Raw genomic sequence first — 23026 nt, 5'->3', positions numbered from 1 at the left:
AGCGCGCGCGCCCGGCGATGCCAGCCACTCGGCATTCATATCCGGCTCCGTCACACCCGGCAGCACGGCATTGACCGTGAGCCCACGAGTTGCAAATTCCGGTGCCGCCGCGAGTGTTAATGTCTCCAGCGCCCCCCTGGAAGCAGCATAGGCAGGATGGGTTGGCACCGCGATGCGGCGCGAACTTCCGGTGATCAGGGCTGTCTTGCGGTTCAGTCGCGACCTTAAACGGCACTTTGGGCGAACAGTGGCGGACGAGACGAAATGGGTCCGACGTCACCTTGTCGAGTTTGTCCCGACCATAGTCTCAAGATCGAATCTATGACGGCGCGTGTCAGGTTGGCTAATCCATGACCTGCCGGGACAGGTTACAGTCCCGGCCACATTCCTCCATCAAGCCGAATGTTGGCACCGGTGATGTAGCTGGCCCGTGGGCTGACAAGAAATGCGATGGCATCGGCGATTTCTTCGAGCGTTCCCACCCGTGCCATAGGAACCTGTGCAAACATAGGAAGCACCGTCTGTTCGATGTCTGTCCATGGTGCTTCCGACGCAAGGCCGTGATTTACTGCGGCCGTCCGGAACGCTGCGTCGAGGCTGGCGCTATGGATGGTTCCCGGTGAAACGGTATTGGCGGTGATGCCATCTGACGCCACGGCCTTTGCCAGAGAGGCGGTCATTGCGATCATGGCTGCCTTTGCTGCCGCGTAGTCAGGTCTCTTCGACGGAGGCATCAGTGCCGCGAGGCTGGAGATATTGACGACCCTTCCCCATTTTGCCGCCCGCATACCTGGCAGAAGACGTGAGGTGACCCGAACGGCCGCAAGGACGTTGCGATCATACCCCGCCGCCCACGTCTCAGAACGCGTCGTAGTCCAGTCCTCGGCTTCGCCGGAACCACCCGCATTGTTGATGACGATCTCGACGGGGTTGACGAAAGCCTGCGCCTCATCGACAAGGCGCTGGACCTCGTCTTCGTTGGTCAGGTCGCCGATGACGACATGGGCTCGCCCGCCCTCGACGGAAATGTCGTGTGCAACCTCCTCGGCCTTGAGCCTGTTGCGGCCGTGGATGATGACGATGGCACCCTCGCGTGCCAGTCCTCTGGCCACTCCTTCGCCGATGCCCTTGCTGCTGCCGGTCACCAGAGCAACCTTGCCGTCGAGTTTCAAATCCATCGTACAAATCCCATGTTAATGTCTGGACGGGATAAGAGGACAGGACGATGAATGAGGCAATTACGCACTTAAAGGTGCCTATCGAACGCGAGGAAAACAATGTTTGCCTTGGCCCGGACGGTTCGGTCGCACATGTCACCAGAGTCCTTCGTATGATCAGTGGACGATGGAAGCTGCCGATCCTGTTCCGTCTTTTTGCAGATCCGTCGATGCGAACGTCGCAGTTGTTGCGGGACATACCAGGCATCTCGCAGAAAATGCTGACGCAACATCTGCGAGAACTGGAGAACGACGGACTTGTGCTGAAGACCGATTTTCAGAAGCAGCCTCCACATGTCGAGTACAGACTTACCGATGCTGGTCACGGCCTCTTGCCGGTCCTGATGTCGGTGAGGGAATTTTCTCGTCGTCATGGCGATATTTCAGGGGCGGACCTCACGCCTTGATGGTATACGAACCTGCCCACCATTACCTTCAAGATCTCGTGTAAAGCCCCAAACTCCATCTGGTTCAATGTCATAAACGCTTGGCTTCGAACACGTCGTCCGGCGCCGCTGGGCCGTATGTATGAGCGTAACTCTGTCTGCAATGCTGGGGCAGCGTGGATCGCGAAAGTCGCGGCGATGGAGCCACTCGGCTTATCTGCCTCCGGGGCTGCACGACTCCATTAAGTCTCTGTCACGCTTCAACGTTTTATAACTGCTCCAGGACAAGCGGACGCCTGGAACAACTGGCTCACACGCGTCTGTCGCGTCGGCGCCCGAGCGGACTGGTGCGACCGCGACAGGCAGCAATATTGGTACGGCTGCCAGTCTTGGTCACCATCGTGCAAAGGCTGCTTTTATTTCCTGCTACACATTGGCAGGTATTTTTCAAAGCAACTTATCCAGTGTGATCGGCAGAGGCCTGGCCCAACTCTGACCCGCTACGCCTGGACGGGTTCCATTCGATATTCAGCGCTCGACCGGGCGTGGTAAAGCAAAGGAAAATAAACACAATTATCGGCTTCGGCAATGTTGGCCAAGCTCTAGCCAAGGCGTTTGCCGCAAGGGTATCGAGGTATCCGTGGCAACCACGCGCGACCCGGAAAGCTTTGCAGCCGATGCGGTCGCGATCGGGCCTACGATCATTCCCAAGAAGCTGGCGGATGCGGTCAAGGCGGACATCATCTTTTGGCAGTTCATTTCGAGTCGCACCCGGATGTCGCGAACGCACTGCCCACCTGGCGGGGGAAGACCATCGTCGATGTGACCAATGCCTATGGCGTGCCCCTGAGCAACTGGGCGGACAGCCTTCTTCCAAGTTCATAGCGCAGGCTTTCTCTGGTGCAAGAATGGTCAAGAGCTTCAACCATCTGATCGCTGCCACCCTTGACCAGGATCCCGCCGTAAAGGGTGGCAGGAGAGTCGTGTTCCTGGCGAGCGACATGACGACGCTGTGGCGGAGATTGGTACGCTCGCGGAAAATCTCGGTTTCTCGCCGATCAAACTTGGCGGGCTGTCGGAAGGTGGGCCGCTCGTCCAAGCGCGAGGAATTAGCTGGCGTCATCTGATCTTTAAGGACCTGGTCAAATTCGACTGACTGCGTCCGATGGACGCCGGTTCGCCGCTCGTGGCGCGGACGCTGGTGCACGGTCTGCCTGCTGTCGCTGGCCTCCTCAAGCACACCAACTTCGCAATCGGGGTCAACCTTCTCGGCTGAGCTTTCCCGCGGCATCAGCGCCGTCGTCATCTTCGCGTCAAAGATCAAACCGTTGCAGAGCACCGTAAACTTCGTACTGAGACCATGGCCATCTGGCGGGAAATCGCGTTGCCAAATGTGGGATGAAGTCAACACTGCGGAGTCCAACTCGCCCAGTGGAACTTAAGGCGACGCTACCCTGGCGCCCATTAGTGGGAACATAGCAGACAACCATGGCGATTCGATGTTTTTATTCACGCACTGGAGAGTGAATATTGACATCTGTCGCGGCCTGGCTCATTGATCGACGCCAAGGATGTCGACGCATTGTCTGTCCAAGCGGGAAGCCACAGCTGGGCTAAGCCATCCCATTCCGGCCGGCGTTGCCCGCGCAAGACGTGCCAGTTTGAAGGAAGCGCCATGATCGACGGAAGCATGCAGTCATTTCCGCTGACGGTCGAGAAATTCATTCAGCATGGAGCCAGATGGAATCCGGAGGTGGAGGTGGTGACGGCGCTTGCCGATGGCTCTACCCGCCGCATCCGTTATGACGCGCTGCATGACCGCGCCCGGCGCCTGTCTGGTGTCCTCTCGCAGTTGGGCGTCGGATTGCGTGATCGGGTGGCGACGCTTGCCTGGAACACGGCCGATCATGTCGAGGTCTGGTACGGCATCATGGGCATGGGCGCGATCTGCCACACGCTGAACCCGCGATTGGGGCTTGCAGATCTTGCCGCCATGCTGCGTCAGTCGGAGCCGGAGATCCTGGTCGTCAGCGCCGATCTGCAGCCTCTGGCGCGGCAACTTGCGGCGGCCTGCGCGTGCCTGCGCCATATCCTGGTGATCGACGGGCCCTGCGACTGCAGTCCCTGCAATATCGATGTGACGCTGCTGGATTACCTGCTCGAGGGCGATGTGGCCGATGTTCCATGGGGGCAGTTCGACGAGACCTCGCCGTCCGGCCTCTGCTTCACCTCGGGCACGACCGGGGCGCCGAAGGGCGTCACCTATACCCACCGCTCGAGTTTCCTGCATACCCTGCGCCTGCTGCAGGCCGACATCTTCGCGATCAGCCGCCGGGACACCGTGCTGGCCGTCGTCCCGATGTTTCATGCCAATGCCTGGGGGCTGCCGTTTGCCGCGCCGGCCGTCGGTGCCAGGCTGGTGCTGCCCGGCCGCGTCTCCGATGGGGCGGGCTTGGCCAGACTCATCAACGAGGAAAACGTGACCCTTGCCGTTGGCGTGCCGACCCTCTGGCTCGGGCTTGTCGAGCATCTGGAAATCCATGGCGGCAACGTGCCGACGCTGGAGCGCGTCCTGGTCGGCGGCGCGCCCCTGCCCCCGGCCCTGATGCGGCGGATCGAGGAGCGGCTCGGGGTTACCGCCCAGACCAGCTGGGGCATGACCGAGCTCTCGCCGTCGGGCACCGTGGCATTTCCCGGCGATCCCGAACGCCGGGCCGACCTCTTGGGCCGGCCGGCGATCGGCGTCGATCTTCTGCTGACCGATGCCGGGGGGACAGCCCTGCCGGAGCAGCGCGACATCGAGGGGCACCTTCGGGTGCGTGGTGCTGCCGTGGTCGAGCGCTATTTCGGCCAGGACGAGCCTGCAACCGACAGGGATGGCTGGTTTGCCACCGGCGATCTTGCCCGCATCGACCGGGACGGCAACCTGACGATCACCGGTCGGGCCAAGGACCTGATCAAATCCGGCGGCGAATGGATCAACCCGGCCGAGATCGAGGCGATCATCGGGGCGCTGCCGGACGTGTCGCTGGCCGCCGTGATCGGCAGGCCCGACCTCAAATGGGGAGAGCGCCCGCTGCTGCTGGTCGAGATGCGCCGCGATCGGGAGGTGCGCGACGAGGACCTGCTGGCCTCGCTGAAGGGCCGGGTGGCGTCCTGGTGGATCCCCGACCGGGTCGTGCGCCTGGAAGCGATGCCGAAGGCCGCGACGGGCAAGATCGACAAGGTGAAACTGAGAGCCGAACACGGCCAGGCATAGGATCTCGGAAAGCCGCTCCCGCCAGCAATAGGGGGAGCCGCCGTCCGGTCAAGGAGGAAGACCATGAGAGAAGCCGTCATCGTCAGCACTGCGCGCACCGGCATCGGCAAGGCCTATCGCGGCAGCCTGAATGCAACCAAGTCGCCGAGCCTGACCGGCCATGTACTGTCGCAGGCGATCGCGCGGGCCGGTATCGATGTCGTCGAGATCGAGGATTTCGTGCTCGGCACCGTGCTATCGGCCGGCACCGCCGGCATGAACCTTGCCCGCAACAGCATCTTTGCCGTCGGCGTGCCGGCGACCGTGTCCGGCCAGACCATGGACCGGCAATGCGCCTCAGGGTTGATGGCGATCGCGACCGCCGCCAAGCAGATCATCGTCGACGGCATGGATGTCGTAGCCGCCGGCGGCCAGGAAAACATCTCGGCCGTGCAGGACAATTATTTCGCCTGGGTGCAGAAGGATCTCGATCCGGCGGTCGTCGAAAAGGTGCCGCACGCCTATATGCCGATGCTGCAGACGGCCGAATTCGTCGCCCGCAAATATGGCATCGGCCGCGATGCCCAGGACGCCTATGCCCTCAAGTCGCAGCAGCGGACCGCCGAAGCGCAGGCCGCCGGGCGGTTTGACCGCGAGATCGTGCCGTTTTCCACCACCATGCTGGTCAAGGACAAAGGGACCGGTGAGATCTCCGAGCGCTCGGTCACCCTCGACCGCGACGAGGGCAATCGCCCGGAGACCACGCTCGAGGGTCTGGCCACGCTGAAACCGGTGATCGAAGGCGGCGTGATCACCGCCGGCAATGCCAGCCAGCTGTCGGATGGTGCGTCGGCTGCGATCCTGATGGATGCCAGGCTTGCCGAACAACGCGGGCTGACGCCGCTGGGCATCTATCGCGGCATGGCGGTGGCCGGCTGCGCGCCAGAGGAAATGGGCATGGGCCCGATCTACGCCATCCCGAAGCTTCTGAAGGCACATGGCCTGAAGGTCTCGGATATCGGCCTTTGGGAGCTGAACGAGGCCTTCGCCGTCCAGGCGCTCTACTGCCGCGATCATCTCGGTATCGATCCGGAGATCTACAATGTCGATGGTGGCGGCATTTCGATCGGCCACCCCTATGGCATGACCGGTGCCCGGCTTACAGGCCATGCGCTGATCGAGGGCAAGCGCCGCGGCGTGCGCTATGTGGTGGTCACCATGTGCATCGGCGGCGGCATGGGCGCTGCGGCCCTGTTCGAGATCAACCGCTGAGCTGAGATCTTCGCTCACCAGCGAGCAAAGATTGACGGGGCGCGACCGCCAAGCCATGAATGCGGCAAGACAAATGCCGGTTGAAGGCGGCGGTGTTTCAACGGTCGGGCGGTGTCGGACCGGTTTCGTGGCGCTATGCCCGATGAACCGGACCGGGCTTTTTCCCCTGTGCATGCCCCCTGCCCCGACCCAGACAGAAAGGTTCGCCCGTGCCCGCAGAACGAAAATCGCCGCCCAAAAGGTCCGTCAAGGCTGAGCGGCGCACCGAGATGATCGAGCAGATCCTCGACACAGCCGAATATCTGTTCTCCCGCCACGGCCTCCACGGCGTCACCCTGAAGGACGTGGCGAAGTCGATCAGCGTGCATCACACGCTGATCAACTACTATTTCGACGACAAGAAGAAGCTTTTCGACGCTGTCTTTTCGCGCCGCGCCGTGGTGACCAGCGAACGGCGGATGAAGATGCTCGACGACTACGAGGCGGTCTGCAACGGCAAGCCGACGGTCGAGGGCGCATTGCGGACCTTTCTCGATACCGATCTCGACCTTTATATCGAGGGCGGAGAAGGCTGGCGCAATTACGCAGCGCTCGGCGCCCAGGTGGCCAATACGCCGGAATGGGGCGCCGAGCTGATGGATGAATATTTCGATCCGGTCGTGCTGCGCCTGATCGACATCCTGAAACGAGCTCTGCCCGACTGCGCGCCCGAAGAGATCTTCTGGAGCTACCATTTCCTGACCGGTGGGCTGATGCTGACGCTTGCCCGCACCGGTCGCCTCGACAAGCTCTCGGGTGGGCTTTGCCGCTCCGATGATTTCCTGGCGGCCAAGGAGCGCATGGCGACCTTCATGGCCGCCGGCTTCCTGGCGCTCTGCGGCAAGAAGAAGGATTGATCTCCAGCGGGTGCCTTTTCGCTGATTTTCCACCACTGAGCGCCCGGCAAACCAAAAGATTGTCTTGCATGATGATCGTTAATTCACTAGTGAGTGAATGTAACAGAACCTGTTGTCAGGAGGAGACGAATGAAGCTCTCAGGTCGCATAGCCATCGTGACGGGCGCAGGCGGAGGTCTTGGTCGATCTCACGCGCTTCTGCTCGCACGGCTTGGTGCCAGCGTCGTCGTCAACGACATGAATGAGGAGGCCGCCCGCAAGGTCGCCGACGAGATCATTGCCGCCGGCAGCGAGGCGATCGCCTTTGCAGCCTCGGTCACCGACGAGGCCAAGGTGGCCGAGATGGTGGCGCAGGCGATGGGCCGCTGGGGCCGCATCGACATTCTGGTCAACAATGCCGGTATCCTGCGCGACAAGAGCTTCGCCAAGATGAGCATCGAGGACTTCCGGCAGGTCGTCGACGTCCACCTGATGGGCGCCGTCGTCTGTAGCAAGGCGGCCTGGGAGATCATGCGCGAGCAGCGCTATGGCCGCATCGTCATGACCACCTCCTCCTCCGGGCTCTACGGCAATTTCGGCCAGTCGAACTATGGCGCTGCCAAGATGGCGCTGGTCGGGCTGATGCAGACGCTTTCGATCGAGGGCGAGAAATACGGCATCCGGGTGAACTGCCTGGCGCCGACGGCGGCGACCGCCATGACCGACGGATTGCTGGCGCCCGAGGCGCTGGCCGAACTCCTGCCGGAGCGGGTGAGCAACGGACTTCTGGCCCTTGCCGGCGAAGAGGCACCGACCCGGGCCATTCTCTGTGCCGGTGCCGGCCATTTCGCCGCCGCCAATGTCACCCTGACCGAAGGCGTGCAGATTGCCAATGACGACAGTGCGCCCGAGGCGGTCGTTGCCGCTTGGCCGCAGATCCGCGACCGCGCCGGCGAGATGGTGCCAGCCTACGGCTTTACCCAACTCGAACGGGAGGTGGCGAGTGCTACGGCGCAGAACGCCGGGCGGACCGCACACGGCTGAATTCGCCGCCACCAGCGTGGCGGCGATCCATTCCCTTCCGACCGAGGATCGGACGGTGATGGTGATTGAAGAGCAGAACCAGGCAGAAAAACGGGAGGCGGGACGAGAGTTCTCGCAAGGAGGAGGAACTTACGGATGAAACATCTATTTGCAACGACGGCGCTCGCCGTCTCGCTGGTTGCCGGTCATGCGGCGGCCGAAGATACGCTGAAGATCGGCTATGTCGATCCGCTTTCCGGCGGCGCGGCAAGCGTCGGCCAGATCGGCCTCAACCATCTGAAATTCATCGCCGACGAAGCCAATGCCAAAGGCGGCATCAATCGCGAGAAGGTCGAGGTGATCGGCTACGACAACCAGGTCAACGCCCAGACGAGCCTCGTGCAGGTGCAGAAGGCGATCGACGAGGGTGTCCGCATCATCGTCCAGGGCAACGGCTCGTCGGTCGGCGTGGCGATCGAGGATTTCGTCGCAAAGTATAACCGCCGCAACCCGGACAAGCACATCGTCTACCTGAACTACGGCGCCATCGATCCGGTCCTGACCAACGAGAAGTGCAGCTACTGGCATGTCTCCTTCGATGCCAATGTCAACGTCAAGATGGCCGCGCTGACCAACTTCATCAAGGACCAGTCTGACATCAAGAAGATCTACCTGATCGACCAGGACTATTCTTTCGGCCATGCGGTCGCCGATGCGGCGGTCAAGATGCTGAAGGAAAAGCGGGCCGACATCGAGGTCGTCGGCAACGAGTTCCATCCGCTGGTCAAGATCACCGACTTTGCGCCCTATGTGGCCAAGATCAAGGCGTCCGGCGCCGACGCCGTCATTACCGGTAACTGGGGTCAGGACTTCTCGCTGCTCCTGAAGGCAGCCGGCCAGGCGGGCCTCAAGGTCAAGTGGTTCACCTATTATGCCGGTGCTGCCGGTGGTCCGACCGCGATCAAGCAGGCCGATCTCGCGGGCCAGGTCTACCAGGTCAACGAAGGCATCAACAATCTCGGTTATCCCGAGGCCGACAAGACTATCAAGGCCTATATCGACCGCTACAAGGATGCGCCGGTGGTCTTCCCGCGCATCTTCAACACCGCCGGCCTGCTGTTCAAGGCGGTCGAGGAAGCCAAATCGAGCGATCCGGCCGACTTCATCCCCAAGCTCGAGGGCATGGAATACAAGACCTTCTCCAGCGGCGGCGACGGCTTTATCCGCAAAGAGGATCACCAGCTGTTCCAGCCGCTGTTCATCTCCAGCTTCGGTCCGCTCAAGGATGGCGAGTCCTTCGACGAGGAGAACACCGGCTGGGGCTGGACCAAGATCGGCGAAGTCGCTGCCAAGGATACGGTCGTTCCGACCACCTGCGAAATGAAGCGTCCAGGATAAGGTCGGGTCGAGGAGGCGTCGCGATCCTTTATCGCGGCGCCTCGTCCATCTGCCGGACCTCAGACTGCGCGCCCGATCGGCATGCCCGGATCAAAGGCTTGAGATAACCGTGCTCGAAATCGTCTTCGTGTCCACCATCAACGGCGTGCTATTCGGCATGCTCCTGTTCCTGATGGCCAGCGGCCTCACCGTCATCTTCTCGATGATGGGCGTGCTGAACCTTGCCCATGCGAGCTTCTACATGCTCGGCGCCTTTTTCGGCTTCGAGATCAGCCGCCATATCGGCTTCTGGCCGGCCCTGATCCTGGCGCCGATCCTGGTCGCGCTGATCGGCATGGTGGTCGAGCGCTTCGGCCTCAGGCGCGTGCATCGCTACGGCCATGTCGCCGAACTGCTCTTCACCTTTGGCCTGACCTTCGTCATCCAGCAGGTCGTCGAAATGGTCTGGGGGCGCCTGCCGGTCAATTATGTCGTGCCGCCCTCGCTGAATTTCTCTGCCTTCACCATCTTCTCGACGACCTACCCAGCCTTCAAGGTGTTCGAGCTCCTGACGGCGGTCGCGATCTTCGTCGTCCTGCTTCTGATCATCCGGCGCACCCGGATCGGGCTGATCGTCCAGGCGGCGCTCACCCATCCCGACATGGTCGGCATGCTCGGCCACAATGTAGATCGCATCTTCATGCTGGTCTTCGGCGTTGGCGTTGCGCTGGCAGCCGTGGCCGGCGTGATTGCCGGACCGGCGCTGGTCACCCAGTCCAACATGGCGGGCCTGCTCGGCCCCATCCTCTTCGTCGTCGTCGTGGTCGGCGGGCTCGGTTCGCTCAGCGGAGCCTTTGCCGCCTCGCTGCTGATTGGCCTCGTCCAGACCTTCGCCGTCGCCTTCGACATTTCGCTTGCCGACCTGTTCGGGCCGCTCGACCTCGACAATGCCCTCGGCGACTATCTCAACGACATCTGGAACGTCACCATCGCGCAGGTCGCGCCGATCCTGCCTTATCTGCTCCTGGTGCTCGTCCTCATCGTGCGGCCCCGCGGTCTCATGGGAATGCGTGACACATGACCGGCACTTCCTTCAGCCTCCCCCCTCCCACGCCCGGCGGCGCGACCAGCAATCCGGTCCTGCGCTACGGCATCTGGGTTCTCGTCGCAGCCGGCCTCCTGCTGCTGCCGCAGGTGTTCAGCTCGGGCCTTGCGATCTCGACCATGTGCCTGATGGGCACGATGGTGATCTTTGCCCTTTCCTACAACATGCTGCTCGGCCAGACCGGCCTTCTGTCCTTCGGCCACGCCGTCTTTTTAGGCCTCGGCGGTTTCCTGACGGCGCATGCCATGAACATGGGCGCCGACGGCCTCTTTCCGCTGCCTTTGATGTTCATGCCGATCGTTGGTGGCGTCACGGGACTTGCCTTCGGCATTCTCTTCGGCGCCGTCTGCACGCGCCGGGCCGGCACCGCCTTTGCCATGATCACGCTCGGGATTGCCGAACTCGTCGCCTCCAGCGCGCTGATCCTGCGCCATGTCTTCGGCGGTGAGGAGGGCATCAGCGTCGACCGCACCGAGCTGCCGCAGCCGCTCGGCATCGTGTTCGGCCCGCAGATCGAGGTCTATTACCTGATCGCCGCGTGGTGCTTCGTCTCGATGCTTGCCATGTACGCCATCACCCGCACGCCGTTCGGCCGAATGTGCAATGCGGTGCGCGACAACCCGGTGCGGGTCAGCTTCATCGGCTACAACACGACGACCATTCGCTTTATAGCCTTCAGCCTCGCGGGCCTGTTCGCCGGGATTGCTGGTGGTCTCACCGCCATCAATTTCGAGTTGGTGAACGCCGCTCAGATGGGGGCTGCCGAATCCGGCACGGTCATCCTGATGGCCTATATCGGCGGCACCGGCTTCTTTGCCGGTCCGATCATCGGCGCCGTGCTCGTCACCTATCTGCAACTGATGCTGTCCGACATCACCAATGTCTGGCAGCTCTATTTCGGCCTGATGTTTATCGGCATCGTCATGTATGCGCCGAACGGCATTGTCGGCCTGCTTGCCGCCCAGAGGCCGCTCCTCGAACGCCGCTGCCTGCACCGCATGATCCCCTATTACGTGCTGGCGCTGGTACCCGGTCTCGGCGCGCTTGCCGGCCTTTCGATGGTGATCGAGATGACGACGCAGCTCTCCGTCAGCGGCTCTGAAGGCATGTCGATGAGCCTGATGCACATTCCCTTCGAGGCCGACAGCGTAGTTCCCTGGAGCATCGCAGTCGTGCTGCTGCTTGCCGGCGGCTACGGCTTCTTGCGGGCCGCCGCCGTCACCCGCAACGCCTATGATACCGCGACCGCCGACAGGAGGGCTGGCTGATGACATCGACGTCCCCGATTGCCGCCACCTCTACCTCCACGCCCGCCCCTGCCATTGCGCTGCAGGACCTGGAGAAATCCTTCGGCGCGATCAGGATCATCTGCGGCATCGACCTCGTCATTCCGGCCGGCGAGCGCCATGCGGTGATCGGCCCGAACGGTGCCGGCAAGTCCACCCTCTTCCACCTGATCAGCGGCCACTACCGCCCGACGGCCGGATCGATCAGGCTGAACGGCGAGGAAATCGCCGGCATGGCGCCGGAAAAGATCAACCGCCGCGGCCTGTCGCGCAGCTTCCAGATCACCAATATCTTCCCGCAGCTTTCCGTCTGGGAAAACATCCGCTGCGCGACGCTCTGGTCGATGGGCTATCGCTATGCCTTCTGGCGCAATGTCGAACGGCTGGCGGATGCGCGTGAGAAGACCGAACGGATATTGAGTGAAATCAACCTCCTGCATCGCTGGAACGTGCCGGCTGGCGAGCTTGCCTATGCCGAACAGCGGGCGCTGGAGATCGGCCTGGCGATCGCCGGTGATGCCAGCGTGCTCCTGCTCGACGAACCCATGGCCGGCATGAGCCATGCCGAAACCGAACGCATGGTCGGGCTGATCCGCACCGTTAGCGAAGGCCGCACCCTCCTGATGATCGAGCACGATATGAGCGTGATCTTCGGCCTTGCCGACAAGATTTCCGTGCTCGTCTACGGCGAGCTGCTGGCCTCGGACACGCCTGAAAACATCAAGAGCAATGCTGCCGTCCAGCAGGCCTATCTCGGCACGGAGGCCGCGTGATGCTGCAAGTTCGCGATCTCCACGCCTATTACGGCAAGAGCCATATCCTGCAGGGCGTCTCGCTGGACGTCGGGGCAAACGAAGTGGTCAGCATTCTCGGGCGCAACGGCGTCGGGCGCTCGACCACCCTGAAGGCGATCATGGGCAAGCCGCAGCCCAAGGGTTCGATCACCTTAAACGGCCGGGAGATCGCCGGGCGGCCGCCGCACGCGATCAGTCGCCTCGGCCTCGGCTATGTGCCGGAGGAGCGGGCGATCTTCCCGACGCTGACCGTCGAGCAGAACCTGATCCTCGGGATGAAGTCGGGCGAGACCGATGCCCGCTGGGGTATCGACGACACCTGGGCGATGTTCCCGCAGCTGAAGGACCGCGCGCACGCACCGGGCGGCGCGCTGTCGGGCGGCGAGCAGCAGATGCTCACCATCTGCCGCACGCTGATGGGCAATCCGGATCTGATCATGATCGACGAGCCGACCGAGGGCCTGTCGCCGCAAATGGTCGAGCGCACCGGCGAACTGATCGCCGAGATCGCCAGACGCGGCATCTCCATCCTGCTCGTCGAACAGCGCCTGGTGCTCGCCATGCGCCTGTCGAGCCGCGTCTACGTCATGGGCCACGGCACGATGGTGTTCGAAGGCACGCCGGCAGAGTTGCTGGAGAACAATGCCGTGCGTCGGGAATGGCTCGAGGTCTGAGCGGTTCCGGTCGGAAGAAAGACCAGCCCTGCGGCTGGCCCCTCAAATCACCGCGTCTTTCTCAAGTCTTGCAAGATCCGCCTCGCTGTAGCCGAGGCCTTGCAGGACCGTGCGGGTGTCGTGTCCAAGCTGCGGTGGAGCCACGGTCGGAGCGATCACTTCGCGATTGGCCTTGAAGCCGAGCGTCGGCAGGTGGATGGCACCCGGCTGATGCTGCCACGGCATGGCATGGACGAAGGCGCGGGTTTGCGCGTGGTCTTCGCGCAGCACCTCGTCGAGCGAACGCACCTTGGCAGCCGGAACGCCGGCCGTGTCCAGCAGCGTCTCCCCGGATATGGCCGCGGACGGCCATCTTGTCACACCCGAACTTGCAGCTGCTATCAGTCCCTACATCAGAAAGCACATTCGTCGCTTCGGAAAATACGGTCTCGACATGAATGACAGGCCCGATCTGTTAGTTCCACGCGATCTCCCGTTTGAAATTCCCTTGTGACCGGTTTTTACATGTATCCTCAACCCACCCCTTATACAGCTTCCTGAGCCGTCATCGCGCGGCCGCGGCAAGGCTGTTGCAAATGCCATCCTCTTCCTGAGAAGAAGCCAATCGCTCAGGAGGCGGTCCCGTACCTCCGTCACGATCGTCATCCAGGTTGGTCCCGCAATCAAACAATTAGTTTCCATCAATAGATGAATAATGTTGGGATTCTTTACCGATCAACCCCTGAATAAACCCGATCGAGCTACCAATATAATATGTACAGCGGAGCATTGATTTTCCGGGACTAAAAGGAATTCTCATAAAAGATAAAACTAACTTATAGAATCGGGTTGCAAGTGATCCCATCAGGAGAAACAGGGACCCGACACGGTCCTTTTTATAACGCTCCCGAAAGACGGTACGCGCGTGATCACGATTCCTTCTATAGTAGTAGCGCAAACACAATCTAGTCTTGGACAGGTATTCGTATGCTATGGCATGTGGCGTCCACCCAGTACGTGCTCCCATGCTTTTTGCCACATCATAAAGTTGCCAGTCCTCGCCTCCGGCCAAACCCAGTTCCTCGTTGAACCGCAAACGGGTACGCCTGAAAAAGTCCAGATTTCCCATCCAGCTTCCAGTCGCCAATCGGAGCGTATTCGCCCGCCCCTGAGACCTTCTTTTCATACAACGCCGTTCGGCCTTCAGATTTATGTCGTTTACGGCTTTCCATATTGTTTTATTCCAGCGCGAATATTTGTCGTCGACCGGCGCAACGCGAACGGGCGAGCCAACGATGTCCAGATCATGTGCGTCCCGTTCTTTCAAGAGTTCGCACAACCAATCGCTTTCCACCTCTTCATCGTCATCGGCAAAAGTCAAAAGATCAAATCCCTCTTCGATCGCATGCTGTATTGCACGGTTGCGGGCAGCGGCGATCCCCAGAACAGGTTGAATGACATAGGCGACCTGGTGTTGGGAAACGTCATTTCTGAAACTCTGAATGGTCGGTCCCAGGGTTTCCGAGCCGTTGTTCTCGACGATGAGGAAGCAGATACGGACGTTATCCGGAATCTTGATCCTCCCATATGAAGCCAACAAGCGGCTTAACATCAAAGGCCGGTCGCGCGTCACCGTGGCCACGGCTATTTTTCTGACAGTGGAAATCATTTGGCTCTGCTCTTGCATGGATAATCAGCCAAAAATCGTCTTGCGACACGCTGCTATCCAGCCATCGCTGTGGCGGATGTTTCGGCGTGGTAAAAGCAGAGGATCGTGTCGCGAACTTGCCTGAGCTTTTCTCAGCGTCACGGCCAGTTTAAACCCGGATCTCTCGACAATATTCCTTATGTCGGGAGAAACATCGCCGTAAGGGTAGCTGAAGGAGGTGACGCGCTGGTTTGAAATTTCCTCGAGGCGCTTTCGCGAGTTAGAAATCTGATCGAATGCTTCACTCAACCCGACTTCAGTCAAATGAACGTGATCAACGGTGTGGGCTCCGATTTCATTGCCCGCATTCGCCCATTCACGAATTTTCTCGTCGGACATGCATCGCGTATAGGGAATGCCTTTTGGTTCATCCCACTTGTTGAAGCCGCCTATCTGGCCGCTGACGAAAAAACAGGTCGAACTGAACCCAAGATCTCTCAATACAGAAAGAGCGTTTTCGTGGACGTTGCAAAAACCATCGTCGAATGTGATGCCGACAACCTTGCCGCGTTTCTGGCCCAGGATATACGGATGAATTTCACGCAGTGACAGCCCTATATATCCCAATCTGGAAAGCCATTTCATCTGTCGTTGAAAGTTCTTTGGAGAAACGAACAGCCCGCGATAAGGAGATCCAGAAGGCGGAACGTCCGCTATCGAGTGATATGTCAAGATGGTGACTGGAGAGCAATTTCGCACTTTTAACGAATCCTCTAACCATGAAGGAATTTTTTGTCGAATGATCGAGCATCATTGAGAATTATTCTTCCGGACATTTCAGATCAGGAAGAATCCGTCCCGATGAAGCGTGGCTTTTGTCCCGACTTATCTTTACACGGCCGGAATTCAGTGGATCGAGTGCGTGCACCGGCTAGCCGACCGGTATGCCGGACTGGATCAAGAGACGGAGGGACAGTTTTCGGTTGCTGTGCGGAATAACCGGTGGCAGTACTGTCGAAACGGCGATAAGCGTGCATTAACGCATCGCCTTCGAACGTGCCGTGGCGCGGGCTTGCTGAATGGCAGACGGATCACAGCCGTTCACACCCGCAAAAATGCCATCGACGATCCGAAATGGCACCAAAGCAAGCCCGAACGCCTGGCGTTGCGGTTCGATTGTCTCATTTCCCATTTGCCGAAAACTCTCCGTCGCTCGTAATGCGGCTACAGAGGCGAACTGAATTCGTTCTGTTGCCGGGTTTTCGCCGGAGAAAGTGCGACGCTTCTGTCGAGAAAACGTGGAGAAAAACCTCACGTTTTGTGGAACGCCAACTCCCACAACCGGTTTTCTGTGCGGACGGAGCGAAGCCGAAGCGGACCCGATCACGTCGGTGGGCGACGGTCAATCGCAGAGCAGAACCCGTTTGTGCTGATAGTATCCGTGATGAATATTCCACAGGGGGCTCTGCTTCGCCAAGCTGCTCGAGCGGATGGCCGAATCGCGCAGATCAGAGCTGCTATCACTCATCTGCGCGAGAACTTCGATCGTCTCGTTCGGATTGAAGAGTTGTTGGAGATTGCAGGGATGAGTGCAGCCACCTTTCATCGGCGCTTCAGAGCCGCCACAGCGATGAGCCCATTGCAATACCAGAAGGCGCTCCGCCTGCAGGAGGCAAGACGGCGTCTGATCGCGGACGCCGATGCATCCGGCGCAGCTTATGCCGTCGGTTATGAGAGCGCATCGCAATTCAGTCGCGAGTACACCCGGATGTTCGGGACCCCACCAGCACGCGATGCCGCGAGGCTGCGCGCGGTTATGAGCAAGTCAGCCGAGGTGCCGGAAAACTCCCGGAGCTGTTGATAGAGGCCGGCCGCTTCCCGGCCTGCCTCTATCGCAAGGGAAGGTTCAGCGGGACAGCCGAGGCAGGATCAGTCTTCCCCGCGTTTAGCGAGGATGCTTTCCCAAAACCTGTTCCCGATTTGAGTTTTCCGAAATTGCCCCGTTGGACATGGAGAAACGGGACTGCAGCAGGTTGCCCGAATGGCCGGTTTCGAGAGGTCGTGGCGACCTACTGAACGGCCGGTCGATTCCTGCTATAGCGATGAACCACGAAATCACTGCACGTGACTTCTGATCGCGGCAACTCGCTGCACTTCTCTCTTGCGCACTGAACTTGTCTTGTGCACGCGCGAAACCCAAAATAGCTGCCTTTTGGCGTGCCTCACCGCATTTGACTGTTGAGTTTAACAATCGAACTGTGGACGATTACAGCTCGTACTTTGGCCGATAACTAAAGCTCAATTGTTTCGCAATCACCGCTATCTCCCTGCAGGCGGCCGCAAGAGTGCCCTTGTGGGTTGGCGGAGAGGCTACGACCACGCGCGCCGCTTGTCATCTCTGTTTCCACAAGAACCTGACGCGCTCTTCCCATCAGACGTCGGATCCCAGGATTGGCGTCATCATCTTCACATGGGCGTCGATCCGCTCGAGCACCTTTTCTGGGACGGCAACCCGTTCCGGAAGATCCCACCAGGCTTCGTTGACGCGCTCGACAGTGTCGATCACTGCCTTGAGGACGGCCGGCTCCGGGAGCCGGGCCCGATTGGCGAACGCCTTCCAGCGTGACAGGCCGAGCGCCTTGAAGGATCGCTCCGCGCCAAGCGATAGCGCCATGGTGTCTCGAGGAATATAAGGAACGGTCGAAAGGATGTCGTAGATCGGCGCAAGCTTCGGCGTGTTCCCGTCATTGGGATAAATCAGCGACCAATTTTTCAGATGCATGTCGCCATTGCCGGTGATCACCGTCAGGGCCAGCCGGCGCACGAATTCAAGCGCGGCTACCGGGGAGACAGCGACGCTGATTGCCGAGGCGATGTCGTGATAGGCCGCGCCCTCATACTTGCCCGAAGGATAGACGCCGAAGACCTGGGCGAAATCCTCGATATGGATGCGTTCGCCGCCCGTGCCCCGGTCGAAGCGTTTCACGAGAAGGACCCTGCCGTCCGATAGCGTTTCGAATTCCTCGGGAATTCCCTCAAAATCGGCCTTGTCCACCAACTCGCGCTCGGACACCTCCATCCCGATCGCGGCCGCCAATGCCAGATTGGCAAACTCGTTCTCGGAAACGCCTGGAAATGCCGTCGACGGGAACTTGGCGATGTACTGCCCCTGTCCGTCACCGATGGGCAAGGTAAGGCCGCCACCCTTGCCGGTGTTCTTCATGACGGAGAGCTTCATCTGCACACCGGCCAGCGAAAAGCGGGCTTTCGGCGTGCTTCCCAAGCCGCTATCCGGCACTGCTGTCGTGCCGTCGCTTGGCACGACCCGGACCGCGCCCGGAAGATCTGCGCCCAATGCGGCCAGCAGATCGAAATCGTTGCCCGGTCGCACACTGCCGGCGTGATGCTTCTCCATCGCCTCGCGCAGTTTGTCCTCCGGAAGCAGGTTGGCGAAGAATGCCGGCAAGGCGCCGGCCACCGGTTTGGGATTCTTGCGCAACCCGCCTGCCGCAGCCCGGAACGACAGACTGAGGACGGGGAAGCCGCCGGTTGCGCGATAGGCATCGTCAAAATTGAACGCGTTGAAATCGCCAGGTGTCCTGACGATCGTGCCAACCTTGAGGTCATTCAGCAGCACGTCGAGTGACCGGATGGCCTCCGGCGCCTGAAATACCCTAGCCATCGTCGCCATCCTCGGCATGGGAAACAAAGGCGGGAAGATCGTCATCGTCATGCGGGCGTAACAAGGCCTCGACTGCCGGCACCATGGCCTGCGGGATCAACATCATCTCCATGCCCAGTGCGCGGGCAATATTCATCAAGGTGCTCGCTCGTGCCGCAGCCGAGCCTGTTTCGATATCGCGGTAGCGGGGGCGCGATATGCCCGCCAGGTCAGCGACCTGCTCCTGTGTCAATGCCGAGGCTAGTCGGGCCTGCTTCAGCACGCGGCCGATGTCCTGAAGCGCGTCTGGTTGCGACTGCATTGTGATGCCCTAACGTATCAGGTTGGAGTTCAATGATGCGTATAAGTATCTTATTCTGCGTTGTCAAGTTAATGATCTGACTACGGATCACGGGCCTTCAAAATGATCTGCGCGAGGATCATATGTCGCGCGACCGTAAAGGGACGGCCTTTTAACCACTGCGTCTTGAGCTCGAAAGGTAGGAATGGGGCCGCTCGCCGACTGGCACCTCTGGAGGTGGTTTCCTGACCGGCAGGTTTCGGAAGAATGGCCAGAGAAGCCGACATCCACTTAGCCTAGCGTTCAACAAGTTTCCTTGACAGCCCCGGACATAACATAAAAGAACCGCTTGATGATCTGGCTTGGGGCGGGAATCAACGGGCTTTTACACCCGCAGGAATCCTCACGATCCAATTACATCATAGGACTTCCGAAAAGTCGCAGAGCTCCCGCATTATATCGGCAAGCGACCCCATCAACTGTGAGTGATGATCTTGCCGGAAGATAGCGACGTAGGGAATCTCCGGTAGCAAGGGCTTCGTTTGGATGACCCTCAGCCTCCCATCGTCGATCAGGTGCTTAAAGCAGAGGCGTGGCAAATGACTGATGCCGAGCCCGGCCACGGTCATTCCGACGACTGCCATTAGGCTGTCGGTGATCAAGACGCGTTCGAATATGAGCCGCTGCGACAAGAGCCACATGGTCAGGTGAGATCCCGCTCCGGAACGCCCTCCCTGTAGCAGTAGCGGATACGATACCAGCTCCTGCAGGGAGAGGACCCGGCAATCCCCTGTGAAGCCAGGCTGTTCCATCCAGCCGAAATCGACGTTCGCCAGATGGACCGTCCTCACGTTTGAATCGCTGGTCACATCGGGACAGACGATGATGTCGAGCTGGCCACTCTGAAGGCTTTCGTACAGCGTCCGGCTGCTTGCCACTTCGGGCTCGACAGTTATGCCCGGATACTCCGCTCGGATTCTGAAAATCAGCTGTGGGAGCCAGGTCATGGCGGTCAGTTCCGTCACGCCGATCCGTACGCGCCGCTGTACTCCCGTACGGCTGCCAGTCTTGATGGTCGCGACTTCTTCCTGAAGCTGGAGCATCTTGCGAGCGATCTCGAGAACTTCCTCGCCACGCGGCGTGAGCTTGGAACCGCGCTGGGAGCGATCGAAAACAGGAAACCCAACCGTCGCCTCCAGCTCTGTGATGCGCTTAGAAATCGCCGACTGCGTTGTGCTGAGCTTGGTAGCGGCACGCTCGAATGTTCCGAGCTGGACGATCCAGACGAGTGCTTCCATCTGCCGAATCGAGAGCATCTTCATGCCTAAAAGTGATGAACGGGTATGAGTTAATATCTCTTTATTTGATAGCCAGTCAACAATAGTGTCGCTCCCCAGCGTGGAAGTTCCCGTTCGGAGGAGACAAAGGATGACAATCGGTCTTGCGGAACGCGTAATCGCGTTGAAGCCTTCGGCAAGCATCGTTGCCAGGCAGAAGGTGACCGAGCTTCAGGCTGCTGGCAAGACGATCATCGACCTCACCATTGGCGAACCGGACCTGGATACGCCTGCGCACATCATCGAGGCGGCCATCTCGGCCGCGAGGGGCGGGGATACGCACTATACCGTTCCAATGGGCACGCCCGCTCTTCGTAAGGCCATCGTCCAGAAGCTCAAGAACGACAACGCGTTGGAGTATGGCCTCAACGAGGTGATCGTCGGCGTCGGCGCCAAGCAGCTCATCTACGAGGCATTTGCGGCGACCTTGAACGAGGGCGACGAGGTGATCGTCCCCGCACCTTACTGGGTGAGCTATCCCGACATCGCCACTATCCACGGCGGCAAGCCCGTCATCGCTGAGTGTCCGGAGACTGACGGCTTCAAGCTCACGCCGCAGTCTTTGAAGGAAGCAATCACTGCCCGGACGAAGTGGCTGGTCCTGAATTCGCCGAACAACCCGACGGGCGCGATATATTCCCGTGAAGAGCTTTCCGCGCTGGCGGAGGTGCTGCGGGAAGCGCGCCACGTGTGGGTTATGACCGACGAGATCTACGAACACCTGACCTACGAAGGAAAGGCCCTGAGCCTCGGTGAAGTGGCGCCGGACCTCAAGGACCGTCTTCTGATCGTGAACGGCGTCAGCAAGGCATACGCGATGACGGGCTGGCGCATCGGCTACGCGGCAGGTCCGGCTGCGCTCATCGCCGCCATGAACAAGCTGATCGGGCAGAACACGTCGTGTGCCAGTTCCGTCAGTCAGGCGGCCGCCGCGGCCGCCCTTAACGGCGATCAAGCCTGCGTGGCAGAAGCTGCCGAGACCTTCCGGAAGCGCCGCGACCGCATGTTCGAGCTGCTGGACGGAACGCCGGGCATGAAGCTCCGCAAGCCCGACGGAGCATTCTACTTCTATCCGTCCGTCGAAGGACTCATCGGGAAGTCGACGCCGGACGGCAGGGTCCTGAAATCCGACCTTGATGTCGCGCTCTACCTTCTGGAAAGCGCCCACGTCGCCGTCCTCGACGGCAGCGCCTACGGAATGTCGCCCTATCTCCGGATGTCGTTCGGCGGTGCACTGGAAGACATTGAGGCGGGCTGCCGTGCCGTCCGGAAGTCCTGCGAGGCGCTCGTCTAGGGCGCATAGCAGATATCCCGAAAACAAGAGGAAGATGATGTCGACAGTTGCAGCTCACGACGATCCCAAGGCGCTGCTTGAAGGATTCCGCACGGCGGCGACCGCGGTGATCAGCGACAACCTCGAGCGTCTCCCCGGGGCGGTGGGGCTGCGTCCCTTTCATCGTATCTCCGGAACGATGGTTGGCCGGGCCTTCACCGTGAAGGTGGCGGCGGGAGACAACCTATTTATACACAAGGTACTGGACGTAGCTCAAGCTGGCGATGTGATCGTCGTCGACGGCGGCGGGGAAACATCCCGCGCGCTCATTGGAGAGATCATGGTCGCGTTAGCCAAGAGCCGGAAGTTCGCCGGTTTCGTGATCGACGGAGCGATCCGTGACAGCGGCGCCATCGGCGACGACGTGTTTCCCGTGTTCGCACGGGCAGCCATCCACCGCGGACCATACAAGCATGGCCCTGGCGCGATCGGGCAGTCGGTCAGCGTCGGCGGCATGGTGGTCAATCCGGGCGACATCGTGGTGGGCGACGCAGACGGCGTGGTGTCATTTCCGGTGGCGGGAGCCGACGAGCTCCTCCGGGCGGTGCGAGCGCATGAGCGTAAGGAAGAAGAGATGCTTCGGCAGATAGCCGAAGGAACCTATGTCGGAGCCTATGCAAAGGCCTGACTGAACCGGGCTCACAGCCTATAGAAGCACAAACAAGAACATAAAGAGGTGGAATACGATGAAACTCAAGCTCTCCGTCATCACGCTGTTGGCGACGGTCCTGTCCGTCAGCACCGCAGCCGCCGACCAGTTGGCTGACATCAAGTCCCGCGGGACGCTGACCTGCGGAACGCTGGGAACGGCCGAACCGTTCAGCTTTGCCGATCCCGCCACCCGCGAGATCGCCGGCTACGACATCGACCTCTGCAAGGGGATCGCTGACGACATGGGCGTTGAACTGCAGATGAAGCCCATGTCGGTGGAAGCGCGCATTCCCGAGCTCGTCCAGGGCCGCGTGGATGTCCTTGCCGGGAACCTCGGGTACACCCCTGAGCGCGCTGAGCAGATCGACTACACGACCGCATATTTCGTCAGCCTCCAGAAGCTCCTCGTAAAGGCAGACTCCGACTTCGCCGCCCTCGACGACCTGGGGGAAAGCCGCATCAGCGCGCCGAAGGGTTCGAGTTCCGAACGCTACGTACGCGAGGCGCTTCCGCAGGCGACCCTGCTGACGTTCCAGGATCCGCCATCGGCGTTCCTTGCGCTCGCCCAGTCCAAGGTCGACTCAATGATCCTGTCCGAGATCAACGCGGAGAAGTTCGTCGCCCAGACAGGCGAGAAGTTCAAGTTCATCGACCAGGCAGTTGCCGAAGAGTTCTGGGGCCTGGGCATCCGCAAGAACGAGCCTGCGCTTCTGGAGCAGGTCAACGCCACGCTGAAGCGTCTCGAGGAAAGCGGCGAAGGCCAGAAAATCTTCGACAAGTGGCTTGGCGAGGCGACCGCCTACAAGCTGAAAAAGCCCTTCAAGTTCGACGAGCCCGTCAGCGATCCAGTGCTGCGCCCGGCACGTTGA

Annotated in this window: 21 protein-coding genes and 2 pseudogenes; 15 read left to right on the top strand and 8 right to left on the bottom strand. The window is 60.4% G+C overall.

The features are described 5' to 3' along the window. A pseudogene (locus tag C5748_RS09960) lies at positions 1-180 on the bottom strand (SDR family NAD(P)-dependent oxidoreductase); the annotation flags it as partial. A gap of 188 nt (positions 181-368) precedes the next feature. Continuing rightward, entirely contained in the window at positions 369-1178 is an 810-nt protein-coding gene (locus C5748_RS09955; RefSeq protein WP_105741793.1) for an SDR family NAD(P)-dependent oxidoreductase, read from the bottom strand. Positions 1179-1225: 47 nt separating this feature from the next. Between C5748_RS09955 and C5748_RS09950 the strand changes: the two genes are divergently transcribed. The 11 genes and pseudogenes from C5748_RS09950 to C5748_RS09900 all read left to right on the top strand — a co-directional run bounded on the left by C5748_RS09950 (position 1226) and on the right by C5748_RS09900 (position 13247). Further along, positions 1226-1624: a winged helix-turn-helix transcriptional regulator gene (locus tag C5748_RS09950; RefSeq protein WP_105741792.1), complete on the top strand. Its 399-nt coding sequence runs from the start codon at positions 1226-1228 to the stop codon at positions 1622-1624. Between the two features lie 542 nt (positions 1625-2166). Beyond that, positions 2167-2759, top strand: a pseudogene (locus C5748_RS09945) (NADPH-dependent F420 reductase). 519 nt (positions 2760-3278) lie between these two features. Next, entirely contained in the window at positions 3279-4862 is a 1584-nt protein-coding gene (locus C5748_RS09940) for an AMP-binding protein (RefSeq protein ID WP_105741791.1), read from the top strand. A 63-nt stretch (positions 4863-4925) separates the two neighbouring features. Next, entirely contained in the window at positions 4926-6113 is a 1188-nt protein-coding gene (locus C5748_RS09935; protein ID WP_105741790.1) for an acetyl-CoA C-acyltransferase, read from the top strand. Between the two features lie 209 nt (positions 6114-6322). After that, positions 6323-7009, top strand: a complete 687-nt coding sequence (locus C5748_RS09930; protein WP_245428956.1) for a TetR/AcrR family transcriptional regulator — start codon at positions 6323-6325, stop codon at positions 7007-7009. A 129-nt stretch (positions 7010-7138) separates the two neighbouring features. Continuing rightward, the gene (locus tag C5748_RS09925; protein WP_105741788.1) at positions 7139-8032 is read left to right on the top strand and encodes an SDR family NAD(P)-dependent oxidoreductase; all 894 of its coding nucleotides are present in this window, start codon (positions 7139-7141) and stop codon (positions 8030-8032) included. A gap of 135 nt (positions 8033-8167) precedes the next feature. Beyond that, entirely contained in the window at positions 8168-9409 is a 1242-nt protein-coding gene (locus C5748_RS09920; protein WP_105741787.1) for a branched-chain amino acid ABC transporter substrate-binding protein, read from the top strand. 109 nt (positions 9410-9518) lie between these two features. Next, positions 9519-10469 carry a branched-chain amino acid ABC transporter permease gene (locus C5748_RS09915; RefSeq protein WP_105741786.1) on the top strand — a complete coding sequence of 317 codons (951 nt, stop codon included), beginning with the start codon at positions 9519-9521 and terminating at the stop codon, positions 10467-10469. Further along, positions 10466-11761, top strand: a complete 1296-nt coding sequence (locus C5748_RS09910; protein ID WP_105741785.1) for a branched-chain amino acid ABC transporter permease — start codon at positions 10466-10468, stop codon at positions 11759-11761. The genes C5748_RS09915 and C5748_RS09910 overlap by 4 nt, the downstream gene beginning before the upstream one ends. Continuing rightward, complete coding sequence (locus C5748_RS09905; RefSeq protein ID WP_105741784.1) at positions 11761-12552, top strand: ABC transporter ATP-binding protein; 792 nt, start codon at positions 11761-11763, stop codon at positions 12550-12552. The genes C5748_RS09910 and C5748_RS09905 overlap by 1 nt, the downstream gene beginning before the upstream one ends. Beyond that, a complete protein-coding gene (locus C5748_RS09900; protein WP_105741783.1) occupies positions 12552-13247 on the top strand; it encodes an ABC transporter ATP-binding protein in 696 nt (231 codons plus the stop codon). The genes C5748_RS09905 and C5748_RS09900 overlap by 1 nt, the downstream gene beginning before the upstream one ends. Positions 13248-13289: 42 nt before the next feature. On the opposite strand, the gene C5748_RS09895 is transcribed toward C5748_RS09900, so the two are convergent. The 3 genes from C5748_RS09895 to C5748_RS09885 form a co-directional block, all read right to left on the bottom strand. Next, a complete protein-coding gene (locus C5748_RS09895; protein WP_105741782.1) occupies positions 13290-13607 on the bottom strand; it encodes a CoA transferase in 318 nt (105 codons plus the stop codon). 310 nt (positions 13608-13917) lie between these two features. Further along, on the bottom strand, positions 13918-14895 hold the full coding sequence (locus C5748_RS09890; protein WP_158259836.1) for a glycosyltransferase family 2 protein: 978 nt from the start codon (positions 14893-14895) through the stop codon (positions 13918-13920). 24 nt (positions 14896-14919) lie between these two features. Continuing rightward, on the bottom strand, positions 14920-15519 hold the full coding sequence (locus C5748_RS09885) for a polysaccharide deacetylase family protein (protein ID WP_245428954.1): 600 nt from the start codon (positions 15517-15519) through the stop codon (positions 14920-14922). Positions 15520-16318: 799 nt separating this feature from the next. Here C5748_RS09885 and C5748_RS09880 point away from each other — a divergent pair. Further along, positions 16319-16735 carry a helix-turn-helix domain-containing protein gene (locus tag C5748_RS09880; RefSeq protein ID WP_245428951.1) on the top strand — a complete coding sequence of 139 codons (417 nt, stop codon included), beginning with the start codon at positions 16319-16321 and terminating at the stop codon, positions 16733-16735. A gap of 570 nt (positions 16736-17305) precedes the next feature. On the opposite strand, the gene C5748_RS09875 is transcribed toward C5748_RS09880, so the two are convergent. The 3 genes from C5748_RS09875 to C5748_RS27835 form a co-directional block, all read right to left on the bottom strand. After that, complete coding sequence (locus C5748_RS09875) at positions 17306-18556, bottom strand: type II toxin-antitoxin system HipA family toxin (protein ID WP_105741779.1); 1251 nt, start codon at positions 18554-18556, stop codon at positions 17306-17308. Further along, positions 18549-18857, bottom strand: a complete 309-nt coding sequence (locus tag C5748_RS09870; protein ID WP_105741778.1) for a helix-turn-helix domain-containing protein — start codon at positions 18855-18857, stop codon at positions 18549-18551. The genes C5748_RS09875 and C5748_RS09870 overlap by 8 nt, the downstream gene beginning before the upstream one ends. Positions 18858-19255: 398 nt before the next feature. Then, positions 19256-20134, bottom strand: a complete 879-nt coding sequence (locus C5748_RS27835) for a LysR family transcriptional regulator (protein ID WP_158259835.1) — start codon at positions 20132-20134, stop codon at positions 19256-19258. A 130-nt stretch (positions 20135-20264) separates the two neighbouring features. Here C5748_RS27835 and C5748_RS09855 point away from each other — a divergent pair, with 130 nt between their 5' ends. Genes C5748_RS09855 through C5748_RS09845 form a run of 3 tightly spaced genes read left to right on the top strand, consistent with a single transcriptional unit; the run spans position 20265 to position 23026 of the window. Then, entirely contained in the window at positions 20265-21467 is a 1203-nt protein-coding gene (locus C5748_RS09855) for an aminotransferase class I/II-fold pyridoxal phosphate-dependent enzyme (protein ID WP_105741777.1), read from the top strand. Between the two features lie 34 nt (positions 21468-21501). Then, the gene (locus C5748_RS09850) at positions 21502-22134 is read left to right on the top strand and encodes an RraA family protein (RefSeq protein ID WP_105741776.1); all 633 of its coding nucleotides are present in this window, start codon (positions 21502-21504) and stop codon (positions 22132-22134) included. Between the two features lie 58 nt (positions 22135-22192). After that, positions 22193-23026, top strand: a complete 834-nt coding sequence (locus C5748_RS09845) for an ABC transporter substrate-binding protein (protein ID WP_105741775.1) — start codon at positions 22193-22195, stop codon at positions 23024-23026.

The organism is Phyllobacterium phragmitis, from assembly GCF_002980495.1.
Taxonomy (GTDB): domain Bacteria; phylum Pseudomonadota; class Alphaproteobacteria; order Rhizobiales; family Rhizobiaceae; genus Paramesorhizobium; species Paramesorhizobium phragmitis.
Note: the sequence above shows the minus strand (reverse complement) of the source record. Positions and strands in the feature narration are given on the sequence as shown.

Bases quoted from the DNA above. Each gene is read 5' to 3' on its own strand.
- C5748_RS09900 (WP_105741783.1), top strand. From the start codon at position 12,552: ATGCTGCAAGTTCGCGATCTCCACGCCTATTACGGCAAGAGCCATATC.
- C5748_RS09910 (WP_105741785.1), top strand. From the start codon at position 10,466: ATGACCGGCACTTCCTTCAGCCTCCCCCCTCCCACGCCCGGCGGCGCG.
- C5748_RS09905 (WP_105741784.1), top strand. From the start codon at position 11,761: ATGACATCGACGTCCCCGATTGCCGCCACCTCTACCTCCACGCCCGCC.
- C5748_RS09870 (WP_105741778.1), bottom strand. From the start codon at position 18,857: ATGCAGTCGCAACCAGACGCGCTTCAGGACATCGGCCGCGTGCTGAAG.
- C5748_RS09885 (WP_245428954.1), bottom strand. From the start codon at position 15,519: ATGAAATGGCTTTCCAGATTGGGATATATAGGGCTGTCACTGCGTGAA.
- C5748_RS09850 (WP_105741776.1), top strand. From the start codon at position 21,502: ATGATGTCGACAGTTGCAGCTCACGACGATCCCAAGGCGCTGCTTGAA.
- C5748_RS09925 (WP_105741788.1), top strand. From the start codon at position 7,139: ATGAAGCTCTCAGGTCGCATAGCCATCGTGACGGGCGCAGGCGGAGGT.
- C5748_RS09880 (WP_245428951.1), top strand. From the start codon at position 16,319: ATGAATATTCCACAGGGGGCTCTGCTTCGCCAAGCTGCTCGAGCGGAT.
- C5748_RS09935 (WP_105741790.1), top strand. From the start codon at position 4,926: ATGAGAGAAGCCGTCATCGTCAGCACTGCGCGCACCGGCATCGGCAAG.
- C5748_RS09890 (WP_158259836.1), bottom strand. From the start codon at position 14,895: ATGATTTCCACTGTCAGAAAAATAGCCGTGGCCACGGTGACGCGCGAC.
- C5748_RS09940 (WP_105741791.1), top strand. From the start codon at position 3,279: ATGATCGACGGAAGCATGCAGTCATTTCCGCTGACGGTCGAGAAATTC.
- C5748_RS27835 (WP_158259835.1), bottom strand. From the start codon at position 20,134: ATGGAAGCACTCGTCTGGATCGTCCAGCTCGGAACATTCGAGCGTGCC.
- C5748_RS09920 (WP_105741787.1), top strand. From the start codon at position 8,168: ATGAAACATCTATTTGCAACGACGGCGCTCGCCGTCTCGCTGGTTGCC.
- C5748_RS09955 (WP_105741793.1), bottom strand. From the start codon at position 1,178: ATGGATTTGAAACTCGACGGCAAGGTTGCTCTGGTGACCGGCAGCAGC.
- C5748_RS09950 (WP_105741792.1), top strand. From the start codon at position 1,226: ATGAATGAGGCAATTACGCACTTAAAGGTGCCTATCGAACGCGAGGAA.
- C5748_RS09855 (WP_105741777.1), top strand. From the start codon at position 20,265: ATGACAATCGGTCTTGCGGAACGCGTAATCGCGTTGAAGCCTTCGGCA.
- C5748_RS09845 (WP_105741775.1), top strand. From the start codon at position 22,193: ATGAAACTCAAGCTCTCCGTCATCACGCTGTTGGCGACGGTCCTGTCC.
- C5748_RS09875 (WP_105741779.1), bottom strand. From the start codon at position 18,556: ATGGCTAGGGTATTTCAGGCGCCGGAGGCCATCCGGTCACTCGACGTG.